Raw genomic sequence first — 22463 nt, forward strand, 5'->3', positions numbered from 1 at the left:
ACGGCCCGCGTGGCTCAGCCGGAGATCGAAAACCCGCCGTCGACGGGGATGGCGGTGCCGGTCACGTAGTCCGATGCGGCGCTCGCCAGGAACACGGCGGTGCCCGCGATGTCCGAGGGTTGGCCCCAGCGGCCGGCGGCGGCGCGCGTCTTCACGCGTTCGTACAGGCCCGGAATCTGGTTGCGCGCACCGTCGGTCAGCTCGGTCTCGAACCAGCCCGGAAGGATGGCGTTGACCTGGATCTGGTCGGCCGCCCACGAGAGCGCGGTCGACTTGGTGAGCTGCACGATGCCGGCCTTGCTCGCGGCGTAGGCCGGGGCGTAGGGTGCGCCGAAGATCGACATCATCGAGCCGATGTTGATGATCTTGCCGCCGCCGGCAGCCTTCAGGTGCGGGTGCGCGGCGCGGCTGCACAGGAAGGCGCTGGTGAGGTTGGTGTCCATCACCTGGTGCCACTCGGCCAGCGCGAGCTGGTCGACGGGCTTTCGCACCGTGGTGCCGGCGTTGTTGATGAGGATGTCGAGCCGGCCGCAGCGCGCGACGACCTCATCGAAGGCCTTCTGCACCGAGGCTTCGTCGGTCACGTCGAGCGCGAGCGCGAAGCTGTCGCTGCCCAATGCCTTCAGCGAGTCGACCGCGGCGGCCGACTTCTGCGCATTGCGCGCCGCCACGATGACGCGGGCGCCGGCCTTGGCGAGGCCCTGCGCCATGCCGAGGCCGATGCCGCCGTTGCCGCCGGTGACGAGCGCGACTTTTCCTGTGAGATCGAACATCAGGTGGTTTCTGCTTTCTTGGAGACGAGGGTCAGGATATCGTAGCTCGCGACCAGTTCGCCGAGCTGGTTGGTCACCTCCACGTCCCAGGCCACCACGCCCTGGCCCTGGCCGCTCGCGTCCTTCTTGTTGCGGTCGATCTTGCGCTTGCAGGTCAGGCGCGCCTGGATGGTGTCGCCGATGCCCACGGGCTTGACGAAGCGCAGCGTGTCCAGCCCGTAGTTGGCCAGCACCGGACCGGGCGAGGGCGAGACGAACAGGCCCGCGGCCGCCGACAGCACGAAGTAGCCGTGCGCGATGCGCTTGCCGAAGGGCGAGGCCTTGGCGGCTTCTTCGTCGAAGTGCATGTAGAAGTAGTCACCCGAGATGCCGCCGAAGGCGACGATGTCGGCTTCGCCCACGGTGCGGCGGTGCGTGAGCAGCGAGTCGCCGATGCGCAGTTCCTCGAAGTAGCGGCGGAAGGGATGCACTTCGCTCTCGCGCAGCGCGGCGCCGCGCACGTGCTCGCCGGTGACGGCCGCGAGCATGGTGGGCGAGCCCTGCAGCGCGGCGCGCTGCAGGTAGTGCTTCACGGCCCGCAGGCCGCCGAGCTCTTCGCCGCCGCCCGCGCGGCCCGGGCCGCCGTGCTTGAGCACTGGCAGCGGCGAGCCGTGGCCGGTCGATTCGGCGGCGGCCTCGCGGTCGAGCACCAGCAGGCGGCCGTGCCAGGCGGCAGCCACCGGAATGGCCTTTGCGGCGATGGCCGGGTCGCGCGTGACGAGCGTGCCCACGAGGCTGCCCTTGCCGCGTGCGGCCAGCGCCAGTGCTTCGTCGATGCCGTCGTAGGGCATGAGCGTGCTGACGGGGCCGAAGGCCTCGATGTCGTGCGCGGCATCGTGTTCGAGTGGCTTGCGGCTCAGGAGCAGCGTGGGCGCGAAGAACGCGCCTTCGCTCACGCCGTCGCCCACGGGCGAGAAACCGTCGCGTGCGCCGTACACCAACTCCGCGCCCTGCAGTAGCGTGGCGACGCGCTCGGCCACGTCGGCCTGCTGGTCGCGCGAGGCGAGGGCGCCCATGCGCACGTCTTCGCGCGACGGGTCGCCGATGACGGTCTTGGCCAGGCGGGCACGCAGCTTCTCGGCCACCGCATCGAGGTGCTGGCGCGGCACGATCGCGCGGCGGATGGCCGTGCACTTCTGGCCGGCTTTGGTGGTCATCTCGCGCGCCACCTCTTTCACGAAGAGGTCGAACTCCTCGTCGTCGGGCGTCACGTCGGGCGCGAGGATCGCGCAGTTGAGCGAGTCGGCCTCGGCATTGAAGGGAATCGACTGGCGCACCAGGTTCGCGTTCACGCGCAGCTTGGCGGCGGTGTCGGCCGAGCCGGTGAAGGTGACGACGTCGGGGCCTTCGAGGCGGTCGAGCAGGTCGCCCGTGCTGCCGATCACCAGCTGCAGGCTGCCCTCGGGCAGGATGCCCGACTGCACGATGAGCTTCATCAGCGCCTCGGTGAGGTAGCTGGTGGCCGTGGCCGGCTTGCCGATGCAGGGCATGCCCGCGAGGAAGCTGGGCGCGAACTTCTCGAGCAGGCCCCACACCGGGAAGTTGAAGGCGTTGATGTGCACCGCCACGCCGCCGCGCGGCACCAGGATGTGCGTGCCCGCGAAGCCGCCCTTCTTGCCGAGCGGGAAGGCCGGGCCTTCGTGCACGAGGTTGCCCGAGGGCAGCTCGTTGGTGCCGATGCTGGCGTAGGCGCTCAGCGTGCCGGCGCCGCCCTCGATGTCGATCCAGCCGTCGGCGCGCGTGGCGCCGGTGTGGGCCGACACGGCATACAGCGCTTCCTTGTTCGCGGCCAGGTACTTGGCCAGCGCCTTCAGTCGCTCGGCGCGCTGCTGGAAGTCGAGCTTCATGAGCGCGGGGATGCCGACGCGGCGCGCATGCGCCAGCGCCTCGGCGAAGTCGATGGCCTCGGCGTGCGTGCTCGCCACGGCCTGGCCGTTGACGGCGCTGCGCAGCGATTGCGCGGCTTCCTGGCCGATCCAGCGGCCGGCGATGTAGCTTTGAAGGGTGGTCATGGTGATGTCCTTTGGCTGTTGTGTTGCTCCTTCCCCTTCCGGGGGAAGGCTGGGATGGGGGCAAGCGGCGCGGGTTCGGCGCGGTGCCCTATCGATCGCCGCTTGCCCCCACCCCGACCCTCCCCCGGAAGGGGAGGGAGAAAAACAGGGTCATTTCTTGTTCCCGATGCCCAGGTAGGTATCGATGATTCTTTGGTCGTGCAGCAGATCGCCGGCATTGCCTTCGAGCGCCACCGCGCCCATCTCGAGCACGTAGGCGCGGTCGGCCACCTGCAGCGCGGCGCGGGCGTTCTGTTCCACCAGCAGCACCGAGACGCCGTGCTTGCGCAGCTGCGACACCACGCGCAGCACCTCGCGCACGACCAGCGGGGCCAGGCCGAGGGAGGGTTCGTCGAGCATCAGCAGGCGCGGGCGCGCCATGAGTGCGCGGCCGATGGCCAGCATCTGGCGCTCGCCGCCCGAGAGCGTGGAGGCCATCTGCGGACGGCGTTCCTTCAGGCGCGGAAAGATCTCGAAGATCTCGTCCATGCGCGCGCGTTGGTCGCGCTTGCCCTTGCGCCACTGGTAGAAGCCGCCGAGCAGCAGGTTGTCTTCGACCGACATTTCGCCGAACAGCTCGCGCCGCTCGGGCACCAGCGCCACGCCGCGCGCCACCATGGTCTCGACGCCGGGGCGCGCGATGCGCTCGCCGTCGAGCGACAGCTTGCCGCTCGACACCAGCAGGCCCATGGCCGCGCACAGCAGCGTGGTCTTGCCGGCGCCGTTGGGGCCGATCACGGTGACGATCTCGCCTTCGTTCACGTGCAGGCGCACGCTGTGCACCGCCTCCACCGAGCGGTAGGCGACGCAGAAGTCTTCCAATTGGAGAATGGGATGGCTCATCGGGCGTCCTCCAGCAATTCGTCGTCGGCGCCGCCCAGGTAGGCCTCGAGCACGCGCGGGTTGGCCTGCACTTCGGCCGGCGTGCCGGTGGCGATCACGGTGCCGAACTCGAGCACGGTGATGCGGTCGGCGAGGTTCATCACGAACTCCATGTCGTGCTCCACCACGAGGATGCCCAGGCCTTCGGCGCGCAGCTGGCCCAGCAGCTCGGAGAGCGCGCGCTTTTCAAGATGGCGCAGGCCGGCGGCGGGTTCGTCGAGCAGCAGCACCGAGGGCTGGCCGGCGAGCGCGCGGGCGATCTCGACCACGCGCTGCTGCCCCAGCGAGAGCGACGCGGCCGGCGTGTCGGCGTGCGCGCCGAGGCCGCAGCGCTCGATCTGCTTGCGGGCTTCGGCCATCAGCGCGGCTTCTTCGGCGCGGTCCAGCCGCAGCATCGCCGCGAGCCAGCCGCGCCTGGCGCGCAGGTGCGCACCGAGCGCCACGTTCTCGACCACGCTGCGCTGGCCCAGCAGGCGCACGTGCTGGAAGGTGCGGCCCAGGCCGCGTGCCGCGAAAGCACGTGAGGGTCGGCCCGACATGGCGTCGCCTTCGAGCCGCACCTGGCCCGAGCTGGGGTCGTCCACGCCCGAGATCATGTTGAAGAAGGTGCTCTTGCCCGCGCCGTTCGGGCCGATCAGCGCATGGATCTCGCCGGCCTTCAGCGTCATCGAGATGTCGTTGTTGGCAATGAGGCCGCCGAAGCGCTTGCTGACCGCGTCGGCCTGCAGCAGCATCGTGCCTGCCGCCGGCAGCACGCGCTGTGCGAGCTGCGCCGCCGGGGCCGTCGCCGAACCGGCTGCGGGGGCCTTGGCCACCGGCCGCACCCAGCGGCTCACCAGCCGCGCCAGCGTGGGCCACAGGCCGTCGGCAAAGCGCTGCAGCACGAACAGCATCAGCAGGCCGAACACCACCACCTCGAAGTTGCCGCTGGTGCCCAGCAGCGCAGGCAGGACGTCCTGCAGCTTCTCTTTCAGCAGCGTGATCAGCGTGGCGCCGAGCACCGCGCCCCACAGGTGGCCCGCGCCGCCGACCACCGCCATGAACAGCATCTCGATGCCGATGTTGAGGTTGAAGGGCGTGGGGTTCACGAAGCGCTGCATGTGCGCGTAGAGCCAGCCCGACACGGCCGCCAGCAGTGCGGCCAGCACGAACAGCTTGATGCGGTGGCGCGCCGTGTCGACGCCCATCGACTCGGCCATGAGCCGGCCGCCCTTGAGCGCGCGGATGGCGCGGCCTTCGCGCGAGTCGAGCAGGTTGTGCAGCGCCCACAGCGCCAGCAGCAGCACGGCCCAGATCACCACGCCGAGTGCGCGCGGCGAGGCCAGCGAGATGCCCGCGACCACCAGCGGCGGCACGCCCGTGATGCCGGTCTGGCCGCCCAGGAACTCCATGTTGCCGAGCAGGAAGTACAGGCTCAGGCCCCAGGCGATGGTGCACAGCGGCAGGTAGTGGCCCGACAGCTTGAGCGTGACCGCGCCGAGCGCCCAGGCCAGCGCGAAGGTCAGCACCAGCCCGAGCAGCAGGCCGAGCCACGGCACCAGCGCCGAGCCCGCGAGGCCGCCGAGCCAGCCCGCGGCGGTGGGCGAGGTGCAGATCCACGCGGTGGCATAGGCGCCCATGCCGACGAACGCGGCCTGGCCGAAGGAGGTCATGCCGCCGACGCCGGTCAGCATGACCAGCCCGGCGGCCACCAGCGCGTACAGGCCGATGTTGCTGAGCACCGCGACCGTGAAGTCGGGCAGCCAGCCCCAGGCCAGCGCGAGCGCGACGATGCACGCCAGCGTGAGCGTGCGCGGCGTGACCAGCGGACGGCCCGCGTGGGCCGTGGTGGAAGAGGTGGTGGGCGACGCGCTCATTCCTCGTCCTCCACGTGGTGGCTGCGCAGCGAACGCCACCACAGCACCGGAATGATCAACGTGAACACCAGCACCTCCTTGTAGGCGCTGGCCCAGAACGAAGAGAAAGCTTCCAGCAGGCCGACCAGCAGCGCGCCCGCGAGCGCCAGCGGGTAGCTCGCGAGCCCGCCGACGATGGCGGCCACGAAGCCCTTCAGGCCGATGAGAAAACCGGTGTCGTAGTAGACCGTGGTGATCGGTGCGATCAGCAGGCCCGACACCGCGCCGATGAGCGCCGCGAGCGCAAAGCTCAGGTCGCCCGACAGCTCGGTGGGAATGCCCGAGAGCCGTGCGCCCACGCGGTTGATGGCAGTGGCGCGCAGCGCCTTGCCGACCATGGAGCGGCCGAAGAACCAGAACATCGCAATCACCAGCAGCAGCGTGACGCCGACCACCACGATCGACTGGCCGCTCACGGGGATGCCGCCGATGTCGAAGCGCACGTCGGAGAACGGCGTGGTGCGCGAACCTTCGGCACCGAAGAAGAACAGGCCCAGGCCGACCAGCACGCCATGCAGCGCGACCGAGACGATCAGCAGCATCAGCACCGTGGCGTCGGCCAGCGGACGGTACGCCAGGCGATAGAGCAGCGGGCCCAGCGGCGCGATCAGCACCAGCGTGGTGACCGCCTGCAGGGTCATCGAGGTGGGCTTGACGCCCAGCACCAGCACCGCGGCGACGGCCGGGAAGGCGACACACCACGTGAAGGCCGAGCGCCAGTCGATCGTCGCGCCGCGCTTCCAGCGCCACACCTCCACGACGAGCGCCATGGCGCCCAGCGCCACCAGCAGCCACAGCGTGGCCGGCGTGCGCCCGCCCTGCAGCGCGGCCATCGAGAGCGCACCGAAGGCAACGAACTCGCCCTGCGGAATGAAGATCACGCGCGTGACCGAAAACACCAGCACCAGCGCGAGCGCCATCAGTCCGTAGACCGCGCCGTTCACGATGCCGTCCTGCCCGAGCAACAGGGCAATCTGCAAGTCCATATGAAAACCTTCGGGCGGGGCCCGTGTGTCGAGTCAGTGTCTGTTGCTAGCGCTGTCGGTCGCGCGCTGCTGTCCGTCTGTCTGTCTGCGTCTGTATTGCTCCTTCCCCCTCTGGGGGAAGGTTGGGATGGGGGCAGCCACTGCGTTCAAGGCTGCGCGGCATTCAAAGTCGTCGTGCCCCCACCCCCGCCCTCCCCCAGCGGGGGAGGGAGCAAGTCAGAGAACGCTCAGGGCTGGTATTTCCAGGCGCCGTTTTCGATCTTCACCATCACACGCGCGCGCTGGTCCAGGCCCAGGTGGTCCTTCTCGGTCATGTTGAACACGCCATGCGCGCCCGACACGTCCTTGGTCTGCTCGAGCGCATCGCGCAGCGCGGCGCGGAACTCGGGCGTGCCCGGCTGAGCCTTCTTCAGCGCGACCGGCACGGCCGAACTCATCAACAGGCCCGCGTCCCAGGCGTGCGCGCCGAAGGTCGAGACCGTGCCCTTGCCGTAGGCGGCTTCATACGCGGCGACGTAGGCGAGCGCAGACTTCTTCACCGGGTTGCTGGCGGGCAGCTGGTCGGCCACAAGCACCGGGCCGGCCGGCAGGAAGGTGCCGTCCACGTCCTTGCCGCCCACGCGCAGGAAGTCGGCATTGGCCACGCCGTGCGTCTGGTACATCTTGCCGGTGTAGCCGCGCTCCTTGAGCGTCTTCTGCGGCAGCGCGGCCGGCGTGCCGGAGCCGGCGACCAGCACCGCGTCGGGCTTGGCCGACATGAGCTTCAGCGCCTGGCCGGTGACCGAGGTGTCGGAGCGCGCATAGCGCTCGTTGGCCACGATCTTGATCTTCTTCAGCTCGGCGGCCTTGGCGAACTCCTGCGACCAGCCTTCGCCGTACGCGTCGGAGAAGCCGATGAAGCCGACCGTCTTCACGCCGTTGGCGGCCATGTGCTCGGCGATGGCCAGCGACATCATGATGTCGTTCTGCGGCGTCTTGAAAACCCACTTCTTCTTGGCGTCCATCGGCTCGATGATGCGGGCCGAGGCGGCCACCGAGATCATCGGCGTCTGCGCTTCGCTGGCCACGTCGATCATCGCGAGCGACGCCGGCGTGGTGGTCGAGCCCAGGATCACGTCGACCTTGTTCTCGGCGATCAGCTTGCGCGTGTTGTTCACAGCGGCCGTGGTGTCGGAGGCATCGTCCAGCACGATGTAGTTGATCTTCTGCCCGCCGATGGTCTTGGGCATCAGCGAGATGGTGTTCTTCTCGGGGATGCCGAGCGACGCCGCCGGCCCGGTGGCCGAGATGGTCACGCCGACGTTGACGTCGGCCCAGGCCGAGAGGGCCGTGGCGCACAGGGCGGCGATCAGCAGGGGCTTGAAGAAGGTCATGGTTGGTTTGTCTCCGGGTTGAAATGGGAAAGGCCGAGGGAAAAGCGGGCGTTCAGCGCTCGTCGAAAGACAGCGTGACGCGCTCGGTCAGGGGGTGGGCCTGGCAGGTCAGCACGAATCCCGCGGCCACTTCATTCTTGTCGAGCGCAAAGTTTCTTTCCATGCGGACTTCCCCGTCCACGCACTTCGCGCGGCAGGTGCCGCACACGCCCGAGGTGCACGAGAACGGCACTTCGAGCCCGGCCGCCGACGCCGCATCGAGGATGCTGGGCTGGCCCTCGGTGTAGGTGATCTCGCGCTGCAGGCCGTCGCGCACGATGGTCACGCGCGCCTGCTTGGCATCGCCCGGCTGCGCCTCGTGCACCACCGCGCCGACCTGGGCGGCCGACGTGGCCGAGGGCAGCGCGACGCCGAAGCGCTCGATGTGGATGCGGTCTTCGGGCACGCCCGCGGCGAGCAAGGCGGCCTCGGCCTCGTCGTTCATCTGGAACGGGCCGCACACGTACACCTGGTCGATCTGCGCGGCGGGCACCACCGAGGTCAGGAACTCGCCGATCTTCTCGCGGTTCATCACGCCGAAGCCCAGCGGCGAATCGGTGTGCTCGTCGGAGAACACATGCTGCAGCACGAGGCGCGTCATGTAGCGGTTCTTCAGGTCCTCGATCTCTTCCTTGAACATCGTGGACTGCAGCTGGCGGTTGCCGTAGATCAGCGTGAAGCGGCTCTTCGGCTCGCGCGCCAGCACGGTCTTCATGATCGACAGGATCGGCGTGATGCCGCTGCCGCCCGCAATGCCCACGTGATGCCGCGCGGCCTCGGGTTCGATGGGCACGAAGAAGCGGCCTTGCGGCGCCATCACCTGCAGGCTGTCGCCGGGTTGCAGGTGCGCGTTGATCCAGTTGGAGAACACGCCGCCGCGCACCTTGCGCACGCCGACGCGCAGCTCGCCGTCGTCGATGCCGGCGCAGATCGAGTAGGAGCGGCGCAGGTCCTGGCCGTCGATGTCATGGCGCAGCGTGAGGTACTGGCCCTGCGTGAAGCCGAAGACTTGCTGCAGGTCGGCCGGCACCTCGAACGAGACGATGACGGCCTCGTGCGTGTCGGGCTCGATGGCCTTCACGCGCAGGGGGTGGAAGAGGGTGCTCATCGTGGGCGTGCCTCAAATAGGCTTGAAGTGTTCGAAGGGTTCGCGGCAGGCCATGCAGCGGTACAGCGCCTTGCACGCCGTGGAGCCGAAGGCCGAGAGCCGCTCGGTGCGCTCGCTCGCGCAGCGGGGGCAGGCGATGCGCTCACCGGCCATGCGGCCGAAGAGCCTGATCGGCACGGCGGTGGTGGAGGCCTGCTCGGGCGTGAGGTGCGCGGGCGGCGCGATGCCGTAGGCCTTGAGCTTGTCGCGGCCTTCGTCGCTGATCCAGTCGCTGGTCCAGGCGGGTGCGCGGCGCAAGGTGGCGCGCGCGCGGCCCAGGCCGGCCTGTTCGATGGCGGCCAGCACGTCGTGCTCGATGGCTTCGGTGGCGGGGCAGCCGGAGTAGGTCGGCGTGAGCACAACCTCGAGGCCGTCGTCGTGTTCGATCACCTCGCGCACGATGCCCAGGTCGCAGACCGACACGGCCGGCACTTCGGGATCAGGCACGGTGTGCAGCACGGCCCATGCCGCATCAATGCGCGACGCCAGCGCGTTCGTCACCACACGCCTCCAGGGAAGCTGCGCTGCAGGTGCTGCATCTCGGCCAGGATGTAGCCCATGTGCTCACTGTGCACGCCGTGCTTGCCGGTGCTGCGGAAGGCGGCTTCCTTGGGCATGGCGAGGCCGGCGGCGTCGAGCACCTGCTGCATGTCGGCAAGCCAGGGCTCGCGCAGTTCGCTCCATGCGGGGCCGAGGCCGCTGGCGCTGGCTTGCGCGTCGACGTCGTCGCTTTCGAACAGCTCGGGCACGTAGAGCCACAGCTGCTTGAGCGCCTTCTCGGTGCGGCGGCGCGATTCGTCGGTGCCGTCGCCCAGGCGCACGACCCAGTCGGCCGAGTGCTGCTGGTGGTAGCGCGCTTCCTTCAGCGCCTTGCCGGCGATGGCGGCCACCTCGGCGTCGCTCGATGCGGCGAGGCGTTGCCACAGCAGCTTGAGCAGCGTGGCGACCATGGTGTTGCGCAGCACGGCAAAGGCGAAGTCGCCGCGCGGCAGCTCGACCAGCGTGAGGTTGAAGTAGTCGCGCTCGTCGCGCAGGTAGGCGAGCTGGTCTTCGTCGTGCGCGCGGTCAGCGCCTTCGAGCTTGCCGGCGTGCGTGAGCACCGCGCGGGCCTGGCCGACGAGGTCGAGCGCGATGTTGGCCATCGCGATGTCTTCTTCGAGCACCGGTGCGTGGCCGCACCATTCGCCCAGACGCTGCGCGAGCACGAGGCAGGTGTCTCCGATGCGCAGCAGGTAGTGCACGGCGGGCGTGCGGTTCAGTTCGATCGAGGCTTGCATGGCGTGCCGTCCTGGGCTCACATGTGGTCCACGGACTTGGGCAGTGCGTAGAAGGTGGGATGGCGGTAGACCTTGTCCTCGGCCGGGTCGAAGAACATGTCCTTGTCGCCCGGGTCGCTGGCCACGATCTGGTCGGAGCGCACCACCCAGATGCTGCTGCCTTCCTGGCGGCGCGTGTAGACGTCGCGCGCCATCTGGATCGCCATCTTCGGATCGACCGCGTGCAGGCTGCCGCAGTGCTTGTGGTCCAGGCCGGCCTTGCTGCGCACGAACACTTCCCACAGGGGCCACTCTTGCTTCACTTCGGTGCTCATGCTGCTTCCTTCAAAGGTTGTTTGTTGGCGTGGGCGAGGGCGGCTTCGCGCACCCAGGCGCCGTCGTCCCATGCATCGACGCGGGCCTGCAGGCGTTCGCGGTTGCAGGGGCCGTCGCCGGCGATCACGCGCCAGAATTCGCTCCAGTCGATGACGCCGAAGTCGTGCGACTGGCGCTCTTCGTTCCACTTGAGGTCGGGGTCGGGCAGGGTCACGCCGAGGATCGCGGCCTGCTCGACGGTGGCGTCGATGAACTTCTGGCGCAGCTCGTCGTTGCTGAAGCGCTTGATGCCCCAGCGCATCGACTGCGCCGAGTTGGGCGACTGGTCGTCGGGCGGGCCGAACATCATGATCGAGGGCCACCACCAGCGGTTGACCGCGTCCTGCACCATCGCCTTCTGCGCCTCGGTGCCCTGCTTCATCATCGTCAGCAGTGCTTCGTAGCCCTGGCGCTGGTGAAAGCTCTCTTCGCGGCAAATGCGGATCATGGCGCGCGCATACGGGGCGTACGAGCAGCGGCAGATCGGCACCTGGTTCATGATCGCCGCGCCGTCGACCAGCCAGCCGATGGTGCCCATGTCGGCCCAGCTGAGCGTGGGGTAGTTGAAGATCGAGCTGTACTTGGCCTTGCCCGTGTGCAGCGCGTCGAACATCTGGTCGCGCGAGGTGCCCAGCGTTTCTGCTGCGGCGTACAGGTACAGGCCGTGACCGCCTTCGTCCTGCACCTTGGCCAGCAGGATGGCCTTGCGCTTGAGCGTGGGCGCGCGGCTGATCCAGTTGCCTTCGGGCAGCATGCCGACGATTTCGGAGTGCGCGTGCTGGCTGATCTGGCGCACCAGCGTCTTGCGGTAGTGCTCGGGCATCCAGTCTTTCGCCTCGATGAAGTCGCCGGCGTCGATGCGGGCGTCGAAGCGTTCCTCGAGACGCAGCTCGTCGGCGGAGCGCACGGCCTTCTGCTTGCCGTCGCCTGCGTCCTTGCCCATCGTGTCCATGGCCTGGGTGTACATGTGCGTGTCCTTTCGGTGCGGTGTGGGGGGCGCGCGGGCGGCTCAGCGCGGGCGCGTGTCGATCACGCGGCGGGCCTTGCCGGTCTGCGTGCGTTCCATTTCGTCGGGGCCGTGCACGACCACGCGGGTGGAGATGCCGATGAGCGTTTTCACGCGGTGCTGCACCCAGTCGGAGATGGCGGTGCGGTCGGCCGCGGCGGCTTCGTGCGGCGTGAGTTCGCAGTGCACCTCGACCTGGTCGAGCAGGCCTTCGCGGCTCACGCGCACCTGGTACAGGCCGGTGAGCGCGCTGTGCGCGAGCACGATCTCTTCCACCTGCGTGGGGAAGACGTTCACGCCGCGGATGATCATCATGTCGTCGCTGCGCCCGACGATCTTGCCCATGCGGCGGAACGCGCGCGAGGTGGGCGGCAGCAGGCGCGTGAGGTCGCGCGTGCGGTAGCGCACGATGGGCATGGCCTCTTTGCTCAGCGAGGTGAAGACGAGTTCGCCTTCTTCGCCGTCGGCCTTCAGCTCGCCCGTTTCGGGGTCGATGATCTCGGGGTAGAAGTGGTCTTCCCAGATGACCGGTCCGTCCTTGCTCTCGACGCATTCGCTCGCGACGCCCGGGCCCATCACTTCGGAGAGGCCGTAGATGTCGACTGCGTCGATGCCGGCCTTGGTCTCGATGTCGCGGCGCATGGCCTCGGTCCACGGCTCGGCGCCGAAGATGCCGATCTTGAGCGAGCTGTCTTTGGCATCGAGGCCCTGGCGCTCGAACTGCTCGATGATCACCTGCATGTAGCTGGGCGTGACCATGATGATGTCGGGCTTGAAGTCCTGGATCAGCTGCACCTGCTTCTCGGTCTGGCCGCCCGACATCGGGATGACGGTGCAGCCCGCGCGCTCGGCGCCGTAGTGCGCACCGAGGCCGCCGGTGAAGAGGCCGTAGCCGTAGGCGACGTGGATCATGTCGCCCGGCCGTCCGCCTGCTGCGCGGATCGAGCGCGCCACGAGGTCGGCCCAGGTGTCGATGTCGTTCTTGGTGTAGCCCACCACGGTCGGCTTGCCGGTGGTGCCCGACGACGCGTGGATGCGCGCCACCTGCGTGCGCGGCACGGCGAACATGCCGAAGGGGTAGTTGTCGCGCAGGTCGGTCTTCACCGTGAACGGGAACTTCGACAGGTCGGCCAGCGACTTCAGGTCGTCGGGATGCACGCCCTTCGCATCGAAGGCTTTGCGGTAGTGCGGCACTTTGTCATAGGCGTTGCGCAGCGTGGCGCGCAGGCGCGTGAGTTGCAGCGCGGCGATTTCGTCGCGGCTGGCGGTTTCGATCGGGTCGAGGTCACCGGGGGCGGGGCGTTTCACGGTCATGGTGTCTTGTCTCCTCAAGCCGGGACTGCCGGGCGGCCCTTGGCGGTGTACGAGCGGCCGCGGAACATCGCGATGCGCTCGCCGCGCTGGTTGGTGATTTCGGTGTCGTACACGCCGGTGCGGCCGGCCTTCGACACTTCGAAGCAGCGCGCGGTGAGCACGTCGCCCTCGCGCGCCGGCGCAAGGAAGTCGATGGCGAAGCCCGAGGCCACGGTCAGCTCGTTGTACGAGTTGCACGCGAAGGCGAAGGTGGAATCGGCCAGCGTGGCCATGAAGCCGCCGTGGCAGATGGCGTGGCCGTTGAGCATGTCGGGGCGCACGCGCATTTCGAGCGTGGCCTGGCCGGGGCCGACCTCGACGATGCGCATGCCCAGGCCCTTGCTGGCGTTGTCGTTCGCGAACATGCCGTCGCGCACGAACTCGGCGGTCTGTTGCGGGGTGCGGGAGGAAGCGTCGGTCATCTCAGCGGTCCTTGAACACCGGGGCGCGCTTGGCGCGGAAAGCCTCGACACCTTCGCGGTAGTCGTCGGCGTTGCCCATCTCACGTTGGATGCGCGCTTCTTCGGCAAGTGCCGCGCCGAGGTCGAGGTTCTGCGCGGCGGCCATCGCCTCGCGGGTGGCGACCAGCGCACGCGTCGGCATGCCGGCCAGGCGCGAGGCCAGCGCGGCGGCGGTGTCGGCCAGGGCTGCGTCGTCCACGCACTGCCAGATCAGGCCGATGCGTGCGGCTTCTTCGGCGGGCAGCTTGTCGCCGAGCATCGCGATGCCCAGCGCGCGCGCCGGGCCCACGAGGCGCGGCAGCAGCCAGGTGCCGCCGGTGTCGGGCACGAGGCCGATCTTGGTGAAGGCCTGGATGAAGCTGGCCGAGCGGCCGGCCACGACGAGGTCGCAGCACAGCGCGAGGTTGGCGCCCGCGCCGGCCGCCACGCCGTTGACGGCGGCCACCACCGGCACCGGCATCGAGCGCAGGCGCGCGACCAGCGGGCCGTAGTAGGTGGAGATGACGTGGCCCAGGTCCTTGGGCGCGGCGCCCGGCGTGGGGTCGGGCGCGACCGACGGGTCGGCCAGGTCCTGCCCGGCGCAGAAGGCGCGGCCGGCGCCGGTGAGCACCACGCAGCGCACGCTGCTGTCGGCGGCAGCGGCTTCGAGCGCGGCCAGCAGTTCGGCGTGCAACCCGGTCGTGAAGCTGTTGAGTGCCGCGGGGCGGTTCAGGCTCAGCGTGCGGACGGCGCCGCTGTCGCGGATGAGTACCAAAGGCTCAGTCATGCGTGTCTCTTTCATCCTTTGTGGGGCCGGATCGGCAGGCAAACACTATTGACCGACCGTTCGGTTGATTTTAGGATCGACCTCGATTCCGGCACAAGCGGGGTGCCTTCAGGGCAAACCCTGAGACTCGCAAAAAACAAGGAGACCGAATGCCCAGCTATTCCATCGACGGCGTGATCCCCGTCGTCGACCCGAGCGCCTACGTGCATCCCACGGCCGTGCTGATCGGCGACGTGATCGTCGGACCGCACTGTTATGTGGGTCCCTGCGCCAGCCTGCGCGGCGACTTCGGCCGCATCGTGTTGCAGGAGGGCTCCAACGTGCAGGACCACTGCTGCATCCACGGCTTTCCCGACAACGACACGGTGGTGGAGGTCAACGGCCACATCGGCCACGGCGCGATCCTGCACAGCTGCATCGTGCGGCGCGACGCGCTGGTCGGCATGAACGCGGTGGTGATGGACGAGGCCGAGGTGGGCGAGCAGGCCATCGTTGCGGCCTGCGCCTTCGTGCCCGCCGGCATGAAGGTGCCCGCGCGCTCGCTCGCGGCGGGCATTCCGGCCAAGGTGCGGCGCGAGCTCAGCGACGAAGAGATCGCCTGGAAGCTCGAAGGCACGCACACCTACCAGGCGCTGACGGTGCGCAGCCTGGCCAGCCTGCACGAGGTGGCGCCGCTCGCCGAGGTCGAAAAAGACCGGCCGCGCCTGCCCGTCACCGACGTGAAATCGTTGATCGCCACCCGCCGCGGGTAGCCCTGCGGCTTCATGCAAGATCGAGCCTGCTGCATGTCAGCAACCGACAGACAACCCAGGAAGAAGACCCGATGCCGCGTGGAAGATCCGCCACTTACGACGACCAGCGCGAACTGATCCTTGCGCAGGCCGCCCAGCTGTTCGCCCGCCGTGGCTACCCCGCGACCTCGATGAACCAGGTCGCCGAGGCCTGCAATCTCTCGAAGGCCACGCTCTATCACTACTACAAGGACAAGAGCAGCCTGCTCATCAGCATCGCCGAGACGCACGTCTCGAAGCTGGCGGCGCTGGTGGCCGAGGAAGAGGCCAACCCGCATACCGATGAAGAGCGGCTGCGCCGCTTCATCTACCGCATCGTCGAGGAGTACGCCGGCGCGCAGGACGCGCACCGCGTGCTCACCGACGACGTGCGCTTTCTCGAAGCCGAAGACCGCGAGCGCGTGCTCGACCAGGAGCGCGCCGTGGTCGCGGGCTTTGCGCGCGCCGTGTCGGCGCTGCGCCCCGGCGCGCCGAGCGACGAACTCGCCAAGCCGCTGACCATGCTGCTGTTCGGCATGATCAACTGGATGTTCACCTGGATGAAGCCCGGCGGCCGGCTCGACCACGCGGCCATCGCGCCGATCGTGGCCGACCTGTTTTTGGGCGGGGTGGGGGCGGTGAAGCTGCCGGACACCGCGGCAACAACTCCCGTCGCCGCGGCCGATCAGGCCGTTGCCAGGTAGCGCGTTGCCGGCTGGCCGGTCTGCGACGCGCCGAACAGCGCGGCGCCCGCGTCGGTGAACGCCGAGAGCAGCTTCGCCTCGTTCACCGAGGGCAGGGTGATCGCCTCTCCCAGATCGAGCCCGGCCAGCGCGGCATCCACGCAGTCTTCGGCGGCCATGACCGTGCCTTCGGCCAGTGCCGACACCGGCACGCCCGACAGCTCCCAGATGTCGGTGGCCGTGGCCGCCGGCAGCACCAGCTGCACCTTCACGCCCGTGCCCGCCACTTCGTCCTGCAGCCCACGCGTGAAGGCGACCACGAAGGCTTTGGTGCCGCTGTAGATGCTGCTGATCGGCAGCGTGTGGAAGCCCAGCACCGAGCCGATGTTCACCAGCGTGCCGCGGTCGCGCGACTTGAAAGCGGTGAGTGCGGCGCGGCTCAGGTGTGCGAGCGCGTTGATGTTCACGTCCAGCATGCTCTGCAGCTGCGCGGCCGTGGTCTGCGCAACGGGCGCGAGCGTGGAAAGGCCGGCGTTGTTGACCAGCAGCGTGATCGACGGGTCGGCAGCCACGGCCTGGGCCACGCGTTCGAGGTCGTCGGGGGCCGCCAGATCGGCGGCCAGCGTCTGCACCTTCACGCCGTAGCTGGCGCGCAGGTCGGCGGCGACTTCTTCCAGCAGTTCGGCGCGGCGTGCCACCAGCAGCAGGTCGTGGCCGCGGCGGGCCAGGCGGTCCGCATAGATCTTGCCGAGGCCGGCCGAAGCGCCGGTGACGACGGCGGTGCCGGGAGTTGCTTGATCGCTCATTTCGAATCCGTTCAAAAAAGATAAGGGGCAGGCCGGAAAAGCCGTTGTCGCTTCAAACATGATGACCATCATGTTTGAGGTGTCGAAGCATGACGACTATCATGAATAGCGTCAAACGGGGGATCGGATTACCCCGGAACAGAAAGAGGTCAGATGCGATACCCCGCAGCAGAAACCGCCGAAAAGCACCAGAAGATCCTCGAGGAAGCGTCGCGCCTGTTCAAGGAGCGCGGCTTCGGCGTGAGCGTGAGCGAGATCATGAAAGCCACGGGCCTCACGCACGGGCCCTTCTACAACCACTTCGACTCGAAAGAGGCGCTGATGGCCGAGTGCATCACGCACTCCGCGGGGTCCGCGCTCGCCGACCTCGACACGGCCGGCGAAACGCCCGAGGGCATGCGCGCCTACGTGCAGCGCTACCTGAGCCACGAGCACCGCGACGCGCGTGCCGAGGGCTGCCTGATGGCGGCGTTCGCCGGCCAGGCGGGCAACGGCGAAGGCGTGAATGCGTCGTTGACGGCGTACCTGCGGTTGGTCATCGACCGCTTCACGCGCCGCTTTCCGTGGCGTTCGAAAAAGAACGCACGGGGCGATGCGATCCGCACGCTGGCATCGATGTACGGCGGCGTGGTGATGGCCCGCGCGGTGGATGACGAGGCCCTGTCGGAAGAAATCCTGCGCGAGGTGCTGGCCGGCCTTGAGGCCGCGCCAAAACCTCGCGCTCCGCGCGCTAGAGAATCCGGTTGAACCAGAGCAGCGACAGCCCCGCCGACAGCAGCGTGAGCACCGCGGCGGCCAGCGCAAACAGCGCCGACACCTCGGTCTCCTTCTTCTCGACAGTGAGCTTGGAGCTCAGCGTTTCGTAGACCTTCTTCAGGTCGCTCGCGGTGCCGGCGTAGAAGTACTCGGCGCTGGTCTTGTTGGCGATGGCCTTGAGCGTGTCTTCGTCGAGCCGCACGCGCATCGACCAGCCTTCGAAGCCGATGGTTTCGCCGTCGACCGTGCCCACGCCCACCGTGTAGATGCGCACGCCCCGGTCGGCCGCGGCCTTGGCGGCATCGAGCGGATCGACACCGGTGGTGCGCTGGCCGTCGGTCAGCATGATGACGGCGGCCGACGTGAACGAGCCGGGCGCCACGGGCGTGAACTCCTTGAGCTGCTTCTCGTTCTGGTCGATCGCGATGCCGCGCTGGCGGCTCGGCGCACTGAACTGCGAGATGTCGATGCCCGCGTCGGGGAACAGGGTGGCCAGCGACACCACGATGGCGTTGCCGGTGGCCGTGGCGCGCTGCAGCTGGAAGCTGTCGATGGCCGTCACGAGGTCGTCGTGGTTGGTGGTGGGCAGCTGCGCCACCTGCGCGCTGCCCGCGAAGGCGACGATGCCCACCTTCACGTGGCGCGGCAGGTCCTTGATGAAGCTCTTGGCCGCCTCCTGCGCCGCCACCAGCCGGTTGGGCAGCACGTCGGCCGCGCGCATGCTGCCCGACACGTCCATCGCCAGGATGATGGTCTGCTGGTTCGATGGCAGCACCACCACGGCCATCGGCCGGGCGGCCGCCACGAGCATCGCGGCCATCGCCACGAGGAACAGCAGCGGCGGAATGTGGCGCCGCAGGCTCTGGCCCGGACCCATGGCCTCGCGCACGATCGACAGGCTCGCGTAGCGCACCGCCATCTTCTTCTTGCGGCGGATCAGCCAGACATACAGCAGCACCAGCAGCGGCAACGCCGCCAGCAGCCAGAGGAATTGAGGCCAGAGGAATGTCATGCCGCCACCATCGCCTTCCCGCCACCCGCCGCAACCCCGCGGACCCGGCGCTTGCGCAGGTCCGCGAATCGCACGATGGCTTCGACCAGGTCGTCGCTGGTCGAGAGTTCGAGGGCGTCGACGCCGGCCCGGGCCAGCGTCTCGCGCAGCGTGGTTTCGCGCTCGGCGGCCAGCCGCGCAAAGCGCTTGCGGAACCCCGCGTCATGGGTGTCGACCCACAGCTGCTCGCCGGTTTCGGCATCGCGCAGCGGCACCAGGCCGAGGTCGGGCAGCTCGAGTTCGAGCGGATCGAACAGGCGCACGGCAATCACTTCATGCCGCTGCACCAGCTGGCCCAGCGGGCGCTCCCAGCCGGGCTCGCTGAGAAAGTCGGACACCACGAACACCGTGGAGCGGCGCGGCATGAGCGAGGCGGCGGAGGTCAGCAGGTCCGACAGGCGCGTCATGCCTTTTTGCGTGGGCGCGGCCTCGGCCTGGTTCGCGCGTTTTTCCATCGCGTGCAGCAGGTGCAGCACATGGCGGCGGCCGGTGCGCGGCGGAATCACGGCCTCGAGGTCGCGGCCGTAGACCAGCGCGCCGACCCGGTTGCCATGCCGCGTGAGCAAGCGCGCGAGCACGCCGACAAAGCCGGCCGAAATTTCGCGCTTGGCCTTCAGGCCCGAGCCGAAATCAACCGAGCGGCTCAGGTCGAGCACGAACCAGGCGGACATCTCGCGGTCTTCGGTGAACACGCGCACGTGCGGCGTCTGCAGCCGGGCGGTGACGTTCCAGTCGATGTGGCGCACGTCGTCGTGGTGCTGGTACTCGCGCAGGTCGGCCAGGTCGAGGCCGCTGCCGCGCATCAGCGTGCGGTAGTCGCCCTGCAGCAGGCCGTCAAGGCGGCGGATCACGGTCCATTCGAGCCGGCGCAGTGCGCGTTCGGCCCCCCCGGCTTCGAGTGCAAGCCGTTCGTCGTTCGCGGCCTCGGGGGCCTTACGCCACCAGCTTTTCATGTTCGAGGGGCTTAGGGGGAGCGGGGACGGCCTTCATGATCTTCTCGATCAGCCCGTCGGGCGTGAGCCCTTCGGACAGGCCTTCGTAGGACAGCGTCACGCGGTGGCGCAGCACGTCGGGCACCAGCGCGCTCATGTCTTCGGGCAGCGCGTAGCTGCGGCCGCGCAGCAGCGCCAGGGCGCGCGCGCCTTCGGTCAGGCTGATGCTCGCGCGGGGGCTGGCGCCGAAGGTGATGAAGCGGCGCAGGTCTTTCAGGCCATGTTTTTCGGGCGTGCGCGTGGCCGACACCAGCTTCACGGCGTACTGGATCAGCGAGGGGTCGATGTACACGCGCCGCGCCTCGGCCTGCAGCTCGGCCAGCTGCTCGGTGGTGGCGACCGGCGTGGCCGAGACGGGCGGGCCGATCACGCGCTGCACGATCACGAACTCTTCCTCGTCGCTCGGGTAGTCAACCATCACCTTCATCATGAAGCGGTCGACCTGCGCCTCGGGCAGCGGGTAGGTGCCCTCGGTTTCGATGGGGTTCTGCGTGGCCATCACGAGGAAGGGGCGCGGCACCTTGTGCGTCTCGCCGGCGATGGTGACCTGGCGCTCCTGCATCACTTCGAGCAGCGCGCTCTGCACCTTGGCCGGCGCGCGGTTGATTTCGTCGGCCAGCAGCAGGTTCGCGAACACCGGGCCCAGCGAGGTGCTGAACTCGCCCGTCTTCTGGTTGTAGATGCGCGTGCCCACGAGGTCGGCCGGCACGAGGTCGGGCGTGAACTGGATGCGCTTGAACTGGCCGCGCACGGTGTCGGCCAGCGTCTTGATGGTGAGCGTCTTGGCTAGCCCCGGCACGCCCTCGACCAGCAGGTGGCCGCCGGCGAGCATCGCGACCATCACGCGCTCGAGAAAGCGGTCCTGCCCCACGACCACGCGCTTCACCTCGTAGAGGATCTGCTCCATCAGCTCGGCGGTGGCGGGGGCCGTGGTGAATGTGGCGGAGCTCGGGTTTTCTGTGCTCATGCGAAGGGCTTTCGAAGAAATCAGAAAGGCGGCGAACCGGCCGCGGAGGCGGCGTTCTCGATCGGCACCGCGAAGCCGATGCCGATGAAGGTGCGCTGCTGCGTCGGGTTGAGGATGGCGGTGACGATGCCGAGCACCTCGCCGTCCATGTTGATGAGCGGCCCGCCCGAGTTGCCGGGGTTGGCGGCGGCGTCGAACTGGATCAGGTTGCCCAGCTCCTGCTTGCCCTCGGGCGAACGGAAGGAGCGCTTCAGGCCCGACACCACGCCGGCCGACACCGAAGGCCCGATGCCGAACGGAAAGCCCACGGCGGCCACCTGGTCGCCGGAGCGCAGGTCGGCGGTGGAACGCATCACGGCGGGAATCAGGTCGTCGGGAATCTTCTGCGCCTGCAGCACCGCGAGGTCGTTCTCGGGCTGAACGCCGGTGATGACGGCGGTGGCTTCGAGGCCGTCGGCGAAGGTGACCTTGATCTTCTCGGCGCCGGCGACCACGTGCAGGTTGGTGAGGATCACGCCCTTGTCGACGATCACCACGCCCGTGCCCACGCCGCGCTCGACTTCGCCGGGCGCGGCACCGTCGAGCGGCGCCTCGGGCGGCTTGCCCTTGGCCATGTTGCGGCCGCGCTTCTGGGTCTTGGCTTCGGGCGTGGCCTTTTCGGGGCCGTAGCCGACCACGCGCACCACGGAGGGCCGCACGATGTCGGCGGCCTTGGCGGCGGGCGAGGGGAGGGTGTTGGTCTGCAGCGTGCGCAGCACGGCGGCGTCGATGTCTTTTTGCGTGAGCGCCTTGCCGCCTTGGCGCGGTGCCCAGTAGGCGCCGCCGGCGGCGATGGCGATGCAGCTGACGGTGAGCAGCGCGAAGGCGCGGCGCCCGGGCTGCCAGCGTGCGCGTGGCGGCAGTGGTGTGGCTTGCACGGCATCGGCCCCGGCCACAGCTGCGGCATCCGCCGGCGACCCGGCCGCCGGTTCTGCGGCCGGTGGCAGCGTGCGGGGCGAGCGGCTGTAGAAAGCGGGCCTGCGCATCGGAGCACCTCCGGCAAAAAAGACGCGTGAAGGAGTTCACAGTAGCACGCTTTCCGCGCCTGTGCATCCCTTCGGGCATCATCGCGCGATGGCTGCGTTTGTCGATACCCACTGTCACCTCGATGCGCCCGAATTCGGTGCGGAGATGCCCACGATCCGCGCCCGCGCCGCCGAGCGGGGCGTGGTGCTGTGCGTCATTCCGGCCGTGGCCGCCTTCAACTTCGCCACCGTGCGCGAGCTGGCGCACAGGCAGGGCGACGCCTACGCACTGGGCATCCACCCGCTGTGCACGGGCGAGGCGAGCGATGCCGACCTGCAGACGCTCGACGCCGAACTGCACGCGCGGCGCGACGACCCGCGTCTGGTGGCCGTCGGCGAGATCGGGCTCGACTACTTCGTCGAAGGCCTGGATGCGGACAAACAGGAACGCTTCTTTCACACTCAGTTGCAACTGGCACGCAAGCATGGACTGCCCGTGCTCATCCATGTGCGGCGCTCGGTCGACAAGGTCCTCAAGCATTTGCGCCAGACCGCGGGCGGGCGGCCGTGGCATGGCATCGCCCACGCGTTCAACGGCAGCGAGCAGCAAGCGCAGGCCTGCATCGAGATCGGGCTCAAGCTCGGCTTCGGCGGCGCCGTGACCTTCGAGCGCGCGCTGCAACTGCGCCGTCTCGCGACCACGCTGCCGATGGACGCATTGGTCATGGAAACCGATGCGCCCGACATCCAGCCGCACTGGCTCTACCGCACGCAGGCGCAGCGCGATGCAGGCGAAGCGCAGGGCCGCAACGAGCCCGGCGAGCTGCCGCGCATCGCCGAAGTGGTCGCGCAATTGCGCGGCATCGACATCGACTCGCTGGCCGAAAACACCACGCGCAATGCGGTGGCAGCCCTGCCGAAGCTCCAAAGTCTGCTGAGCGTGTCGGAGGGGCGTCCGTCCGCCGCGTAGGTCAAGTTCCCGAGTTGCGCCAGCGCAGGCTGCGGGGCTGGTTTTGATGTCATCCTTGAAGT

The 22463-nt window shown here is 68.8% G+C and carries 23 protein-coding genes; 4 read left to right on the forward strand and 19 right to left on the reverse strand.

Features of this window, described 5'->3' with window-relative positions; translation table 11 throughout:
- Positions 1-14 precede the first annotated feature (14 nt).
- The 14 genes from RZE79_RS06125 to RZE79_RS06190 all read right to left on the reverse strand — a co-directional run bounded on the left by RZE79_RS06125 (position 15) and on the right by RZE79_RS06190 (position 14402).
- Positions 15-773 (reverse strand): glucose 1-dehydrogenase, encoded by a 759-nt coding sequence (locus RZE79_RS06125; protein ID WP_319359445.1) that lies wholly within the window; start codon positions 771-773, stop codon positions 15-17.
- Positions 773-2824, reverse strand: a complete 2052-nt coding sequence (paaZ, locus tag RZE79_RS06130; RefSeq protein ID WP_319359446.1) for a phenylacetic acid degradation bifunctional protein PaaZ — start codon at positions 2822-2824, stop codon at positions 773-775. Before paaZ ends, RZE79_RS06125 begins: the two co-directional genes overlap by 1 nt.
- Before the next feature lie 150 nt (positions 2825-2974).
- Positions 2975-3706: an ABC transporter ATP-binding protein gene (locus tag RZE79_RS06135; RefSeq protein ID WP_319359447.1), complete on the reverse strand. Its 732-nt coding sequence runs from the start codon at positions 3704-3706 to the stop codon at positions 2975-2977.
- Positions 3703-5601, reverse strand: coding sequence for a branched-chain amino acid ABC transporter ATP-binding protein/permease (locus tag RZE79_RS06140; RefSeq protein WP_319359448.1), 1899 nt, complete (start codon positions 5599-5601; stop codon positions 3703-3705). The genes RZE79_RS06135 and RZE79_RS06140 overlap by 4 nt, the downstream gene beginning before the upstream one ends.
- On the reverse strand, positions 5598-6626 hold the full coding sequence (locus RZE79_RS06145; protein ID WP_101493124.1) for a branched-chain amino acid ABC transporter permease: 1029 nt from the start codon (positions 6624-6626) through the stop codon (positions 5598-5600). The genes RZE79_RS06140 and RZE79_RS06145 overlap by 4 nt, the downstream gene beginning before the upstream one ends.
- A 227-nt stretch (positions 6627-6853) precedes the next feature.
- The gene (locus RZE79_RS06150) at positions 6854-7999 is read right to left on the reverse strand and encodes an ABC transporter substrate-binding protein (RefSeq protein WP_319359449.1); all 1146 of its coding nucleotides are present in this window, start codon (positions 7997-7999) and stop codon (positions 6854-6856) included.
- Between the two features lie 52 nt (positions 8000-8051).
- Entirely contained in the window at positions 8052-9146 is a 1095-nt protein-coding gene (paaE, locus tag RZE79_RS06155) for a 1,2-phenylacetyl-CoA epoxidase subunit PaaE (RefSeq protein ID WP_319359450.1), read from the reverse strand.
- Between the two features lie 12 nt (positions 9147-9158).
- Positions 9159-9689: a 1,2-phenylacetyl-CoA epoxidase subunit PaaD gene (gene paaD, locus RZE79_RS06160; protein WP_373696542.1), complete on the reverse strand. Its 531-nt coding sequence runs from the start codon at positions 9687-9689 to the stop codon at positions 9159-9161.
- On the reverse strand, positions 9683-10462 hold the full coding sequence (paaC, locus tag RZE79_RS06165) for a 1,2-phenylacetyl-CoA epoxidase subunit PaaC (RefSeq protein ID WP_101493128.1): 780 nt from the start codon (positions 10460-10462) through the stop codon (positions 9683-9685). The genes paaD and paaC overlap by 7 nt, the downstream gene beginning before the upstream one ends.
- A gap of 17 nt (positions 10463-10479) precedes the next feature.
- Positions 10480-10776 carry a 1,2-phenylacetyl-CoA epoxidase subunit PaaB gene (paaB, locus tag RZE79_RS06170; RefSeq protein WP_056578133.1) on the reverse strand — a complete coding sequence of 99 codons (297 nt, stop codon included), beginning with the start codon at positions 10774-10776 and terminating at the stop codon, positions 10480-10482.
- Complete coding sequence (gene paaA / locus RZE79_RS06175; protein ID WP_139700072.1) at positions 10773-11783, reverse strand: 1,2-phenylacetyl-CoA epoxidase subunit PaaA; 1011 nt, start codon at positions 11781-11783, stop codon at positions 10773-10775. The genes paaB and paaA overlap by 4 nt, the downstream gene beginning before the upstream one ends.
- Positions 11784-11825: 42 nt before the next feature.
- Positions 11826-13136 carry a phenylacetate--CoA ligase PaaK gene (paaK, locus tag RZE79_RS06180; RefSeq protein ID WP_319359452.1) on the reverse strand — a complete coding sequence of 437 codons (1311 nt, stop codon included), beginning with the start codon at positions 13134-13136 and terminating at the stop codon, positions 11826-11828.
- 14 nt (positions 13137-13150) lie between these two features.
- Positions 13151-13597, reverse strand: coding sequence for a hydroxyphenylacetyl-CoA thioesterase PaaI (paaI, locus tag RZE79_RS06185; RefSeq protein ID WP_101493130.1), 447 nt, complete (start codon positions 13595-13597; stop codon positions 13151-13153).
- A gap of 1 nt (position 13598) precedes the next feature.
- A complete protein-coding gene (locus RZE79_RS06190) occupies positions 13599-14402 on the reverse strand; it encodes an enoyl-CoA hydratase-related protein (RefSeq protein WP_319359453.1) in 804 nt (267 codons plus the stop codon).
- A gap of 149 nt (positions 14403-14551) precedes the next feature.
- Here RZE79_RS06190 and RZE79_RS06195 point away from each other — a divergent pair, with 149 nt between their 5' ends.
- Both RZE79_RS06195 and RZE79_RS06200 read left to right on the forward strand, forming a co-directional pair.
- Positions 14552-15154, forward strand: a complete 603-nt coding sequence (locus RZE79_RS06195; protein WP_319359454.1) for a phenylacetic acid degradation protein PaaY — start codon at positions 14552-14554, stop codon at positions 15152-15154.
- Positions 15155-15225: 71 nt separating this feature from the next.
- The gene (locus tag RZE79_RS06200; protein WP_319359455.1) at positions 15226-15876 is read left to right on the forward strand and encodes a TetR/AcrR family transcriptional regulator; all 651 of its coding nucleotides are present in this window, start codon (positions 15226-15228) and stop codon (positions 15874-15876) included.
- On the opposite strand, the gene RZE79_RS06205 is transcribed toward RZE79_RS06200, so the two are convergent.
- A complete protein-coding gene (locus RZE79_RS06205) occupies positions 15858-16661 on the reverse strand; it encodes an SDR family oxidoreductase (RefSeq protein WP_319359456.1) in 804 nt (267 codons plus the stop codon). The two genes, RZE79_RS06200 and RZE79_RS06205, sit on opposite strands and share 19 nt — an antisense overlap.
- Before the next feature lie 153 nt (positions 16662-16814).
- Between RZE79_RS06205 and RZE79_RS06210 the strand changes: the two genes are divergently transcribed.
- Positions 16815-17408: a TetR/AcrR family transcriptional regulator gene (locus tag RZE79_RS06210; RefSeq protein WP_153280345.1), complete on the forward strand. Its 594-nt coding sequence runs from the start codon at positions 16815-16817 to the stop codon at positions 17406-17408.
- Here RZE79_RS06210 and RZE79_RS06215 read toward each other — a convergent pair.
- Genes RZE79_RS06215 through RZE79_RS06230 form a run of 4 tightly spaced genes read right to left on the reverse strand, consistent with a single transcriptional unit; the run spans position 17392 to position 21452 of the window.
- Positions 17392-18429, reverse strand: coding sequence for a VWA domain-containing protein (locus RZE79_RS06215; RefSeq protein ID WP_153280344.1), 1038 nt, complete (start codon positions 18427-18429; stop codon positions 17392-17394). The genes RZE79_RS06210 and RZE79_RS06215 overlap by 17 nt on opposite strands.
- Entirely contained in the window at positions 18426-19421 is a 996-nt protein-coding gene (locus RZE79_RS06220; protein ID WP_153280343.1) for a DUF58 domain-containing protein, read from the reverse strand. Before RZE79_RS06220 ends, RZE79_RS06215 begins: the two co-directional genes overlap by 4 nt.
- Entirely contained in the window at positions 19402-20427 is a 1026-nt protein-coding gene (locus tag RZE79_RS06225) for a MoxR family ATPase (protein WP_319359457.1), read from the reverse strand. The genes RZE79_RS06220 and RZE79_RS06225 overlap by 20 nt, the downstream gene beginning before the upstream one ends.
- 20 nt (positions 20428-20447) lie before the next feature.
- On the reverse strand, positions 20448-21452 hold the full coding sequence (locus RZE79_RS06230) for a trypsin-like peptidase domain-containing protein (protein WP_319359458.1): 1005 nt from the start codon (positions 21450-21452) through the stop codon (positions 20448-20450).
- A gap of 88 nt (positions 21453-21540) precedes the next feature.
- Here RZE79_RS06230 and RZE79_RS06235 point away from each other — a divergent pair, with 88 nt between their 5' ends.
- Complete coding sequence (locus tag RZE79_RS06235) at positions 21541-22401, forward strand: TatD family hydrolase (RefSeq protein WP_319359459.1); 861 nt, start codon at positions 21541-21543, stop codon at positions 22399-22401.
- Positions 22402-22463: the final 62 nt, after the last annotated feature.

This window comes from Variovorax sp. EBFNA2 (assembly GCF_033802765.1).
GTDB classification, from domain to species: domain Bacteria; phylum Pseudomonadota; class Gammaproteobacteria; order Burkholderiales; family Burkholderiaceae_C; genus Variovorax; species Variovorax paradoxus_H.

What these genes read in the sequence shown, in the direction of transcription:
- RZE79_RS06150 (WP_319359449.1), bottom strand. Translation starts at nt 7,999, where the DNA reads ATGACCTTCTTCAAGCCCCTGCTGATCGCCGCCCTGTGCGCCACGGCC.
- RZE79_RS06205 (WP_319359456.1), bottom strand. Translation starts at nt 16,661, where the DNA reads ATGAGCGATCAAGCAACTCCCGGCACCGCCGTCGTCACCGGCGCTTCG.
- paaI (WP_101493130.1), bottom strand. Translation starts at nt 13,597, where the DNA reads ATGACCGACGCTTCCTCCCGCACCCCGCAACAGACCGCCGAGTTCGTG.
- paaK (WP_319359452.1), bottom strand. Translation starts at nt 13,136, where the DNA reads ATGACCGTGAAACGCCCCGCCCCCGGTGACCTCGACCCGATCGAAACC.
- RZE79_RS06145 (WP_101493124.1), bottom strand. Translation starts at nt 6,626, where the DNA reads ATGGACTTGCAGATTGCCCTGTTGCTCGGGCAGGACGGCATCGTGAAC.
- paaC (WP_101493128.1), bottom strand. Translation starts at nt 10,462, where the DNA reads ATGCAAGCCTCGATCGAACTGAACCGCACGCCCGCCGTGCACTACCTG.
- RZE79_RS06200 (WP_319359455.1), top strand. Translation starts at nt 15,226, where the DNA reads ATGCCGCGTGGAAGATCCGCCACTTACGACGACCAGCGCGAACTGATC.
- RZE79_RS06235 (WP_319359459.1), top strand. Translation starts at nt 21,541, where the DNA reads ATGGCTGCGTTTGTCGATACCCACTGTCACCTCGATGCGCCCGAATTC.
- RZE79_RS06225 (WP_319359457.1), bottom strand. Translation starts at nt 20,427, where the DNA reads ATGAGCACAGAAAACCCGAGCTCCGCCACATTCACCACGGCCCCCGCC.
- RZE79_RS06215 (WP_153280344.1), bottom strand. Translation starts at nt 18,429, where the DNA reads ATGACATTCCTCTGGCCTCAATTCCTCTGGCTGCTGGCGGCGTTGCCG.
- RZE79_RS06230 (WP_319359458.1), bottom strand. Translation starts at nt 21,452, where the DNA reads ATGCGCAGGCCCGCTTTCTACAGCCGCTCGCCCCGCACGCTGCCACCG.
- paaE (WP_319359450.1), bottom strand. Translation starts at nt 9,146, where the DNA reads ATGAGCACCCTCTTCCACCCCCTGCGCGTGAAGGCCATCGAGCCCGAC.
- paaA (WP_139700072.1), bottom strand. Translation starts at nt 11,783, where the DNA reads ATGTACACCCAGGCCATGGACACGATGGGCAAGGACGCAGGCGACGGC.
- RZE79_RS06195 (WP_319359454.1), top strand. Translation starts at nt 14,552, where the DNA reads ATGCCCAGCTATTCCATCGACGGCGTGATCCCCGTCGTCGACCCGAGC.
- RZE79_RS06135 (WP_319359447.1), bottom strand. Translation starts at nt 3,706, where the DNA reads ATGAGCCATCCCATTCTCCAATTGGAAGACTTCTGCGTCGCCTACCGC.
- RZE79_RS06125 (WP_319359445.1), bottom strand. Translation starts at nt 773, where the DNA reads ATGTTCGATCTCACAGGAAAAGTCGCGCTCGTCACCGGCGGCAACGGC.
- paaZ (WP_319359446.1), bottom strand. Translation starts at nt 2,824, where the DNA reads ATGACCACCCTTCAAAGCTACATCGCCGGCCGCTGGATCGGCCAGGAA.
- paaB (WP_056578133.1), bottom strand. Translation starts at nt 10,776, where the DNA reads ATGAGCACCGAAGTGAAGCAAGAGTGGCCCCTGTGGGAAGTGTTCGTG.
- RZE79_RS06140 (WP_319359448.1), bottom strand. Translation starts at nt 5,601, where the DNA reads ATGAGCGCGTCGCCCACCACCTCTTCCACCACGGCCCACGCGGGCCGT.
- RZE79_RS06220 (WP_153280343.1), bottom strand. Translation starts at nt 19,421, where the DNA reads ATGAAAAGCTGGTGGCGTAAGGCCCCCGAGGCCGCGAACGACGAACGG.
- RZE79_RS06190 (WP_319359453.1), bottom strand. Translation starts at nt 14,402, where the DNA reads ATGACTGAGCCTTTGGTACTCATCCGCGACAGCGGCGCCGTCCGCACG.
- RZE79_RS06210 (WP_153280345.1), top strand. Translation starts at nt 16,815, where the DNA reads ATGCGATACCCCGCAGCAGAAACCGCCGAAAAGCACCAGAAGATCCTC.